We start from the raw sequence: 10,158 nt of genomic DNA, 5'->3' as shown, positions 1-10,158 counted from the left end.
CCCGTCGATATCAACCATTCCGACCGGCTGTCGACGCTGGAGGAAAATGACGTGGTGAAAATACCGCTTGCGCCGCGCTATTCTGACATGAGCGATGTGGTGAAGAACAGATGCGCCGTGCGGCTCGGCCTGCACCGGGTCAAGGGTTTCGGCGAGGAGGATGCGGCGCTCCTGACCGACAATCGTGGCGAGGGCTATGACAGCGTGCGCGATCTGTGGATGCGCTCCGGCCTGTCGCGCCGGGCGATGGAAAAGCTTGCGGATGCGGACGCCTTTTCCTCCATCGGGCTGTCGCGGCGCGATGCGATCTGGGCGGTCCGGGCGCTCGATCCGCTGGGCGCGGCCGAACGCCTGCCCCTCTTCGCGATTGCCGATGCGAAGTCGCTGCAATGCGAACCGGAGGTGCATCTGCCGCCCATGCCGCTCGGCGAACAGGTGATCAACGATTACCGCAGCCTGTCCTTTTCGCTCAAGGCGCATCCGGTGGCCTTTGTGCGCGAGAGGCTGAAAAAGGCCGGTTACGTGCAGACCGCCAGCCTGCCGGGTATCCGCGCCGGCCGCTTTGTCTCCGTCGCCGGGCTGGTTCTCGTTCGCCAGCGGCCGGGCTCGGCAAAGGGCGTCGTCTTCGAAACACTGGAGGACGAGACGGGCGTCGCCAACGCCATCGTCTGGCCGAAGGTCTTCGAGCGCTACCGGACCATCGTCATCGGCAGCCGGTTCATCGGCGTTCGCGGACCGTTGCAATCGCAGGACGGGGTGATCCATGTGGTCGCCCGACAGCTTGAGGATCTGACGCCGCTGCTGTCGGGCCTTTCCGATGCCGATACGCCCGTCGACGGGCTGGCGCGGGCCGACGAGGTCAAGCGCGAACCGATGGACCCGAGGCAGCACCAGAAACCCGCCTCACGCATTCACCATCTTGTCGAACAGGCCCCGCAATTGCGTACGGTCGGCAATCAGCATCTGTCAGCCGCCCGCCGCATCCTGCCGAAGGGGCGGAATTTTCACTGATATTTTGTCCTCACGGTTGAGCGCGGCTTTGCCGCTAACCTCCGGACGGGGCGGGCCAAGGGGCCCGACGCGCGGTCGCGCTTGCGGTGCTGCGCACCGTGTTCTTTTTCCATGATATCTTTGCGAGGGAAAAGAGTTCGAAGCGCGGAGCGCTTCGCAAGGCCGACTGGCCGTCGCCGCTCATGCGGCGCGCCCGCGCAGGCCAGCCGCGCAGCGGCGGTACGGCCGTGAGCGAAAACAGATATCGCTCAACCGTGAGGACAAAACACTCTACCGCCGCTCATGCGGCGGATGCGGGCGTGTGAGGATGAAGAGGCTGACGGCGGAGAGGACCACGGCCTGGATGGCGATCACATAGGTGGCGACGCCGGCGAGGATGCTGATCACGAACACCGCGACGATGGCGATCATGGCAAGTGTTTTGCCGCGTCTGGATATGGCGCGGTAAGTTTCCCAGTCCCGGATCGGCGGGCCGAGGCGGGGATGCTCGACCAGCCAGCGGTGCAGTTTGCGCGATCCGCGGGCGAAGCAGAACGCGGCCAGCAGCAGAAACGGCGTCGTCGGCAAGAGCGGCAGAGCGATCCCGGCAATGCCCAGTGTCAGGCTGGTGAAACCGCCCGCCAGCCAGAACAGCCGTATCAGCCGGTTGCGTCTCAGCATCAGGCGGGTTCCCGCGCGAGCGCGCGGGCGATGCCGCAGATGACGTCGTAGGCGATATCCGCATCGCTTTCCTGCATGTCGAAGGACCCGGCGGTGAAACGGATGACCTGCCGGCCGTCATGGAGTGTCTGGGTGAGATAGATGCGGCCGTCATCATTGATGGCATTGACGAGGTTCTTGTTCAGCGCGTCGAGATCGCCGTCGAAACCGGCCGGCGCGTAACGGAACGAAAACAGCGAGAGCACCGGGGCGCTGGTGATTTCGAAATCCGGCTCGGCAGCAATCCGCCCGGCGAGATCCTGCGACCATGCGACGTGGTTGCGGATGCGGCCGCGCAGGCCTTCCAGACCATAGGCGCGCAGCAGGAACCAGATTTTGAGCGCACGGAAGCGGCGGCCGAGCTGGACCGACCATTCACTGAAATTGATGAGGCCGTCCTCACCATAGGTCTTGAGATATTCCGGCTGCATGGCGAGGGTGCGGATCAGTTCTTCCGGCCGGCGCACAAAATGCGCGGAGCACTCCATCGGCGCACCCAGCCATTTATGCGGGTTGAAGACGATGCTGTCGGCCTCGTCCACGCCCTGCCACAGGGAGCGGAATTCGGGGCAGATCATGGCGGAGCCCGCCCAGGCGGCATCCACGTGAATATAGAGATCATTCTCCCGTCCGAGAGCGCACAGAGCCGCAACGTCATCGGTCGCGCCCGTCGACGTGCCGCCGACGCAAGCGATCAGTCCGGCGGGGCGGTAGCCGGCCTGCCGGTCGGCCGCGATGGCATCGGCAAGAAGATCGGTTCGTATCGCGCCGTCCCCGTCGACGGGAATGTGGACAAGATTGTCCTGACCGAGACCGGCAATCCACATGGCCTTGTCGACCGAGCTGTGCGTGCCCTTCGAGGCATAGACGCGCAGCGGCTTTTGACCGAACAGGCCGGTCTTGTTTCCCGTCCATCCGAGTGCGCGCTCGCGCATCGTCAGAACCGCGCAAAGGGTCGCCGTCGATGCGGTGTCCTGGAACGTGCCGCCGAAACCGTCCGGCAAACCGACCGCCTGGCGTAGCCAGTCGACCATCTTGACCTCGAGTTCGGTCGCCGCGGGCGATGTCTGCCACAGCATGCACTGGGCGCCCATTGCGGTGGCGAGCTGTTCGGCGATCACGGCGGCCGGCGCGGCATTGCTGTTGAAATAGGCAAAGAAGCGCGGATGCTGCCAATGGGTCATGCCGCCTGGAACGATCCGCTCGAAATCGGCGAAGATGGTTTCCATATCCTGCGGATTTTCCGGCGCGGCGTCGGCGATCAGTCTGGCGATGTCGCCGGGCCTGACCTGGGCGCGCACCGGCCGGTCTGAAAGCGTCTCGCGATAGTCGGCGGACCAGTCGCTGGCCCTGTGCGACCATGTGCGGAAATCGGCATTGTCCATCGCTAATCCTCCTCTACGCACGACTGTCTAAGGCCCGGCGAGACTACAGACGCACAGCGTCCAAATCCATCCCGAAAGCGGTTCCGGCGCGGCCCGTCGCAATGTGTGTCGTCTATAGCCCGAAACGCGGAAAATAGGTCCCGCCCGCCGGCAGTCAAATTGGTGAACATGTTAAATGTATGAGTGATTTGCGGCCCCAAACCCGGTTCCGCGGATACGGAACGTTTGCACGCTTGTCATACATCCGTGTTCTGAAGGATGATGATTTGCGGATCGCGAAAAGGAGAATGATGTGGATCAGGTTCAAAAGGACATGCCGGTGGTCGGTGCGGCTCTGACGCTCAGTAAGGCCGTGCGCCTGAAAGACTGGCTCTTCGACAGCGACCGCGATCTCGAAATCCAGGATTTCGTTTTGCCGCAACTCCTCAACGGCGACTGGCAGTCCATTGCCGACGAATACAAGAAGCTGCTTGACGGTTATCGCGGTCGCGTCGGCATTCACGGGCCGTTTTACGGTTTCGATGTTGCCAGCAACGATCCGGAGGTTCAGGCGATCGTGGAAAAGCGGTTGCTTCAGGGGCTTGGTGTCTGCGAGGCGCTGGGCGCGACCCATATGGTGGTGCACAGCCCGTTCACATCCTGGCAGCACAACAATTTCGGCAACGATCCGAGCTTGCGCGACCGCATCACCGAGCACTGCCACACAACCATGAAGGAGGCGGTGCGCCGCGCCGAATCCATCGGCTGCGTGTTGGTGATCGAGAATATCGAGGATATCGATCCCCGTGAACGCGGCGTGCTTGCGGACTCTTTCAACAGCGAGGCGGTGAAGGTCTCGCTGGATACGGGCCATGCGCACAGCACCGGCGGCGCCCCGCCCGTTGACTATTTTGTCGAGGCCGCGGGGCATCGGCTTGCCCATGTCCATATCCAGGATACCGACGCGCATGCCGACCGGCACTGGCTGCCCGGCGACGGCACCATCCGCTGGCGGGCCTTCTTCGACGCGCTCGAGGCCCATGCGGACGATCCCCGGCTCATCATCGAGGTCGGCAGCGCGCTCCAGCAGCGCATACCGGATTGTGTCCGCCGCCTCGAGAGCGAGGGTCTGGCGCGATAGGCTCCAGGCCAGACACACTCTAGTTGCCTGCCTCCTCCAGCCGGTCGGTCGCCGGGGGCGGGGCCGGAGACAGAGCCGCGATGCGTTCATAAAGCTCAGGCGTCATGTCGATCTCGAGCGCATCGAGGCTTGGCTTGATCTGCTCGACGCTGCGGCCGCCGATGATCGGCGCCGTGACCGCGGGATGGGCCGCCACCCAGGCGATGGCGAGTGAAACGGGGGAATACCCCTCTTCTTTGGCGAATTCAGTGAAGGCGATGGCCGATTGTGCCATCCAGTCCTGTCCGTACCGGGCGGCATAGCGCGAATCATCCGCGAGGCGGCCCGTTCCCTTGGCGCCGCCACCGGCATATTTGCCGGTCAACAGTCCGCCGCCGAGCGGGCTGTAGGTTATGACGCCGAGCTCCTCGGACTGCGCCATCGGCAGGATCTCGACCTCGGCCTGGCGCTTGACCAGATTGTACATCGGCTGGATCACGTCGAAACGGGCCCAGGCGTTGCGGGCCGAAATCCCGAGCGCCTTGGCAACCTGCCAGGCCGCGAAGTTCGACGCGCCGAGATAAAGGACCTTGCCGGACGAGACGAGATCGTCCAGCGCCCGCAGCGATTCCTCCAGCGGCGTGTCCGCGTCCCAGTGATGGATGAAAAGGATGTCGAGCCGGTCGGTCTTGAGCCGCGTCAGGCTTTCTTCCACCGCAAGCACGGCGTGGCGGCGGCTTGCACCGCTTGCCTTGGGGCTGCCGGGCTGGCGGTATCCGAACTTGGACGTAATCACCAGCTCGTCACGTTCGGCGGCGATCAGGTCGCCGAGAATTTCCTCGGACCGCCCGCCATTGTAGACACGCGCGCAGTCGAAGAAGTTGATGCCCCGTTCACGGCTTGCCGCATAGAGGGATGCGGCGGTTCTCGCATCCGCATCGCCGCCGAAAGACATCGTGCCGAAACACAGGCGTGAAACATCGATGCCGGTGCGGCCAAGAATTCGGTATTGCATCGTGACTCCATTGATTTGCTTTGCCGCGGTTCAGATCACAACTCGCTTGGCAGTCCCAGATTTCAACCGTAAAATCAAGATAAACCGACGCCGGCCGGCGACAGGGCGGCGTCGGAGCAGGTGCGCGGCGGGCTCATGAGCGATAAGGAGCAGCTCGGCGCCGGCTCCCTATCGCTCAGGCGGGCTCCGGTACCTGTGTCTGACACAGGTCGAACACCAGCCAGGCCGCCGCCATGTTGCCCATATGGATCGCGGTGTTGGCGTTCTGATGCCCTCCATAGGTCAAATCGCCAGCCGCATAGATGCCTTTGCGTCCGGTCCGGTAACACTCGTCGATTTCCACATATCCGCCCTCGCGCAAGGGAAGATCCAGGGATTCGACAAGATCGCACTGTTTTTGGCGGGGCCAGACAAGCAGCACTTCGCGATCGACCTTTTTGCCGTCGCGAAGCACCACCTGGCTCAGCGCGCCCTGGGAGGACTGCAACGCTTCAATGGACCCGTTTACAATGCGAATATCGAGAGCCTCGATCTCTCTTGCGCGTTCGGCCGGAACCTCAATTCGCGGATCGACAAACAGGACGATATCGCGCGTCCAGTTGCGATAGACTTCGGCCGCCGCAAGGATTTCCGGCCTGTGGACATATACGCCCCAGGGACGACCCTCGAACTCGTATCCCTGACAGAACGGACAGTTGATGACCGATGTGCCCCATAGGCGGTTGAGGCCGGCGATCGGCGGGAATATGTCCACCATACCTGTCGTCAGCAACAGCCGCTCGGCGTGGAAACGCGAGCCGCCCTGCGTGGAGAGGCTGAAGCCGTTGCCGTCGGGTTTGGCGGATGAAATCTCGGCCGACTTTATCTGGGCGTAGCCATAGCCCTTGATTTCCTCCGCAATTCTTTCGCGGACCTGTGTCGGAGATGCCATATCCATGCCGGGAAAACCACCGACATGCCGCGCCGCGTCGTTGCGCGGCGGCAACGGGGAATCGAATATAATGGTACGCATCATCGAACGTGACAGGGTCAGGGCGGCGGATAGTCCCGCCGGTCCACCGCCGATGATCGCGACCTGATAATCCGTCATGGCGAGGATCTCCTTGACGTTTTGGCCGGGCGCGGGTTTCATCACCGTTTGCTGGCCAGAGAATAGCAAAGTCGGTGCACAATGTGCCATTTTGCTGTGGAAAACCGGCAATTGGCGGTGGATATTTTCAAGGAGGTCGCGGTGCGACCCCACAAAATCACATCCGTGCCCGGATTCATTGCATCCGAGGAGTTATATTTTCAATTTTAACGTGAAGGTGCCGCACGCATGCATCCGCGTGCGGCCCGTTTGTCACTGCCGCCGCTCGAACCGGCGGGTGCTCGGCCTCTGCAAGCCGCTGCGGCCTCCGGAAAAGGAGTCGCGCCGCGATTCAAGCCGCTGCACGCTGCGCTGGCGCGAGGACTGCTGGCGGTCGAGCGACTGGCGCAGCTCCCTGACACGTTCCGGACGGTCGTTTGCGTTGCCCCGGCGTTCGACCGCGGACTTTATGTTTTCCCAGGAGCCCTTGTCGTGTTGCATCCAGTTGCCGTTTTCCTTGCGGAAGACATTGCCGTCGCGATCGGCGAGAAGGTTCTGCCCGCGGGACGGCGAGGTTTGCCCGCTGTCGCGTTTGCGCCAGCGGCCCTCGGTGTCCGACGCGGCATTTTCCCGCGACCATCTGCTGTTGGCGGTGACGCCGCGGTCCCAGGATTTGTAGATGTTGCCGTTGACGTCGGCGACCCAGTAGCGGTTGCCGTCCGGGCCGCGCACGGCGATATAGCCGGCCTGATTGTAAGGCCCCCAGGCGCGCGCGCCGCGGATATAGCCGCCCGTATTCCGGTTGTAGATACCTCCGGCGGCGATCCCGCCATAGGGTCCGTATGCACGGCCGTAATGGGCCGTGAACGTACCGCGTCCCGACAGGTAATAGGTGCCCGAACCGTAGGTGACGCGCCACGGCCGGTAGATGGGCGGATAGCCGGGCGTATAGACCCAGTAGGGCGGATAATAATAGCCGGTGCCGTAAATGAGCGTTCCCCAGGCAAGGAAAGCCCACAGATAGCCGGAGGTGTATCCGTAGACGACGTCGTCCGGCGTCGTCTCATAGACGCGGACATAGGTCACGTTGTAGACCGGCGAAGACGGGGGAATCGTGTAGATGTCATCCGGTACCGTGTCGGCGACGGTGAACGGTCCGGTCGGCTCGTCGCCGATGAACCAGACCCCGTTGTGAAGGACGAAATATTTGCCGCCGACGAGGATCACGGTGAAGTTGGTGTTGACCGCATAGGACATGTCCGTGCCCTCGATGCGCTCGAATTTCGGATCGCCGAAATAGGTTACCTCGACCGTTACATCGGAGCGGCTGACACGCGCCGTTGTCGGGATCGACGCCAACAGCCGGGCCTCCTCGCTTTCCGACGTGCCGGGCACGGAGGCGCGGACGACCGAGTAGGGTTCGCCGTCGGGGATGTTGCGAAAATCCTGCGGCAGGTCCTCGGAAGCGAACGACCACGGGCCGTTCAGGTTCTGCGCGCTGAACCAGCGGCCGGAGGTGAGGAAATACCAGTTGCCGTTTGCGGTGTCGCGAAACAGGTCGGTGTTCGCGTTCGAGACCCATTCAAGGCCAGTATCTGGGATCGCCTGCAACGCCGGTTCGCCGTCCATGACGATCAGCTCCGCCGGCTTGTCCGAATAGTAGACGACCGGCACCGCGTCTTCGGCGAGCGGCGCGGGCGGCATGGCCTCGCGCGCCTCCTTCCAGTTCTCGTCGTCGGGCAGTCTTGAAAACTCCGCGGGCAGCTCGCTGACGGCCTGCCACGGTCCGTTGATTTCGCTCGACGAAAGCCAGCTCTTGTCGACGCGCAGATAATAGGTCGGCGGATCACCCATCGCCAGCAGGTCCCAGTTCGTGTTGATGACGAATTCCAGGCCGCTGACGCCCTTGACCGGGGCCGTGGTCGGCTTTCCGTTGGTCTGCAGCAGGATGGCGGGTTTTTCGGAAACGAAAATGTCCGGCGCGTCCGCCGCAAAGCCCGGCGCATCCTGCTGACGCTCGTAATTCGCCAGGCTTGCCGTCACGCGTGTCAGTGACAGGGTGAGCACCCCCGGCGGCAGAAGCTTGCCGATTTCAAGCGCCGCGTCGGACAGCTGGTTGCGCGTAAGGGTGGAGAAATTGATGTTGGCGACCGTCAGGTCCGACAGCGTGACCTCGTCGCTCTCGCGATCGGCCGCCGTCTTCGCGGTGACCTCGATGACGCCGTACGCCGGCTCCTCGCTGCCTCTGGGCTTGTATTCGCCCGCGATCAGCGCGGTCATATCGGTGAAGTTCTTCCACTCGGTCACCTGCGGCTGGTGCAGCGTCATGGCCGCACCGGCCGGCGTCTCATAGCTGCGCGGCCAGGGTTCGGCCGTCGCCGCGGCTGTCTCGCTCTGCTGGCCGGTGCCGGAGCCTGTCTGTGCGAGGCCGGGCCCTGTTCCGCTCAATGCGAGAAGAGCGGCAAGGCTCAAGCGAAGCAGGCAAGACGCGTTAAGGCGGACCATGGATAGCTCCCTAAATGAGGCGGCGGCAAAGCAAACACCGCAGTTGCGCGGTTCTATGCTACCAGCATTGTTTTTATTCTCGAAATCCATTGGCGATGAGAGTGGCGATACTTGGGCCGGCTTACGCTCCGCCCCGGGCACTGCCGATCCGCGCTCCGCCGTCAAGCGGCTCCCACCCGCGCAAGACTGGAGTATCACGCGGATGGGAGAGGCTTGGGAGTCGACCAAAGCAGGGGGTGTACCTGCTCCGGCCGGTTGCGCCGGGCTGCTGACCGGCACGGACTTCAAGCCTTCAGACCGGTGCATCGTCTGTGTTTGGGCCCACAGGACAATGCGTGAACCCGATCCGAAGTCCCCCAATCGATGCAATTCGACAGTGGCGCTTTCAGTGGGTTTTCGCTGTGGGAATTGTCACAAAGCGTGAAGAATCAGAACCGAAGCGCCGGTCGCCCGGAGCATCCGGGTCAGTGAAATCCGGCATGCGCCATCTGCCGCAGCCGCTCAAGGTCAAGCACCTCGATCCTGCGCCGGCCGGAGTTGACGATGCCGAGTTTCGACAGCCGCGCCAGTTCCTTGCTGACCGCTTCACGATGGGTGCTCAGCTTGGTGGCGATCTGATAATGCGAGGGTGCCGGCTCGATGAGATAGGGCCCTGCGGAGCCGCTGGTTTCGACCATGCGCAGCAATTCGGTGCAGATCCGCTGGTGAACCGCCATGGTGCTGTATTCGAACATCCGGTCGGTCAGGCTGCGGTTCTTGCGGACCAGCAGCTCCGCGAGTTTCAGGCCAAGCGGCGGATAATCGACGATGAGCGAGCGAAACTGCGCTGAATCCAGACGCGCCAGATAACTCTCCTCAAGCGCTTCGACAGCGGCCGAGCGCGGTCGCCGGTCGATGGCGGAGAACTCTCCGAAGACCTGACCGGCGGAAATTTCCGCATAGGTGACTTCCTTGCCCTCAACGGAATATCCCTTTGCCGCGACGCTGCCTTCAACGATGAAATAGACATCGGTCGTTTGCTGGTTCTGGCTGATGACCTCCTGTCCCCTGGCGACGCGAAGCCACTCGCAGTGCTCGCCGATTTCGTTGAGTTGCCGTACGTCCAGATCCGAAAGAAGATCGACAAGATACAGAAGGTTTTTTGCACCCGGTTTCATCCATTTCACCTTGGATCAACACTCCGGGATGAAGATTAGCGTCATTGTTCAGCGCATGCAGCAAGTTTTTCTGCCTTTCCGGCATGTATATCCGGGATTTCCGGCTTTGTGAGGATTCTCACATTTTGCGCAATTGAAGTGTGCGATGGATGAGAAATCGCCATTCGGGACGGGCGGTCAAAGCAATCGGGAACAGCAGGCGCAGTCAGATGATGCCG

The 10,158-nt window shown here is 62.6% G+C and carries 8 protein-coding genes; 2 read left to right on the top strand and 6 right to left on the bottom strand.

All coding sequences use genetic code 11. The features are described 5' to 3' along the window. Window positions 1-1,011 (top strand): helix-hairpin-helix domain-containing protein (locus tag AC5E6N_RS14865; RefSeq protein ID WP_491748539.1); only part of this gene is annotated, 1,011 nt, incomplete at its 5' end. Between the two features lie 270 nt (window positions 1,012-1,281). Here AC5E6N_RS14865 and AC5E6N_RS14860 read toward each other — a convergent pair. Next, on the bottom strand, window positions 1,282-1,671 hold the full coding sequence (locus tag AC5E6N_RS14860) for a YbaN family protein (protein WP_491748538.1): 390 nt from the start codon (window positions 1,669-1,671) through the stop codon (window positions 1,282-1,284). Beyond that, on the bottom strand, window positions 1,671-3,095 hold the full coding sequence (locus tag AC5E6N_RS14855) for a pyridoxal phosphate-dependent decarboxylase family protein (RefSeq protein WP_491748537.1): 1,425 nt from the start codon (window positions 3,093-3,095) through the stop codon (window positions 1,671-1,673). Before AC5E6N_RS14855 ends, AC5E6N_RS14860 begins: the two co-directional genes overlap by 1 nt. Before the next feature lie 313 nt (window positions 3,096-3,408). Here AC5E6N_RS14855 and AC5E6N_RS14850 point away from each other — a divergent pair, with 313 nt between their 5' ends. Continuing rightward, window positions 3,409-4,215, top strand: coding sequence for a sugar phosphate isomerase/epimerase family protein (locus tag AC5E6N_RS14850; protein ID WP_491748540.1), 807 nt, complete (start codon window positions 3,409-3,411; stop codon window positions 4,213-4,215). 19 nt (window positions 4,216-4,234) lie between these two features. Here AC5E6N_RS14850 and AC5E6N_RS14845 read toward each other — a convergent pair whose 3' ends face one another. From AC5E6N_RS14845 to AC5E6N_RS14830, 4 genes are all read right to left on the bottom strand, one after another. Continuing rightward, on the bottom strand, window positions 4,235-5,209 hold the full coding sequence (locus AC5E6N_RS14845) for an aldo/keto reductase (RefSeq protein WP_491748536.1): 975 nt from the start codon (window positions 5,207-5,209) through the stop codon (window positions 4,235-4,237). Window positions 5,210-5,384: 175 nt separating this feature from the next. Next, on the bottom strand, window positions 5,385-6,299 hold the full coding sequence (locus AC5E6N_RS14840) for an NAD(P)/FAD-dependent oxidoreductase (protein WP_491748535.1): 915 nt from the start codon (window positions 6,297-6,299) through the stop codon (window positions 5,385-5,387). A 252-nt stretch (window positions 6,300-6,551) separates the two neighbouring features. Then, window positions 6,552-8,783, bottom strand: a complete 2,232-nt coding sequence (locus AC5E6N_RS14835) for an SH3 domain-containing protein (RefSeq protein WP_491748534.1) — start codon at window positions 8,781-8,783, stop codon at window positions 6,552-6,554. A gap of 464 nt (window positions 8,784-9,247) precedes the next feature. Continuing rightward, the gene (locus AC5E6N_RS14830; RefSeq protein WP_491748533.1) at window positions 9,248-9,940 is read right to left on the bottom strand and encodes a Crp/Fnr family transcriptional regulator; all 693 of its coding nucleotides are present in this window, start codon (window positions 9,938-9,940) and stop codon (window positions 9,248-9,250) included. Between the last annotated feature and the right edge of the window lie 218 nt (window positions 9,941-10,158).

This window comes from Hoeflea sp., assembly GCF_984452065.1.
The sequence above is the reverse complement of the archived record's forward strand: the minus strand, read 5'-3'. Positions and strand labels throughout refer to the sequence as shown.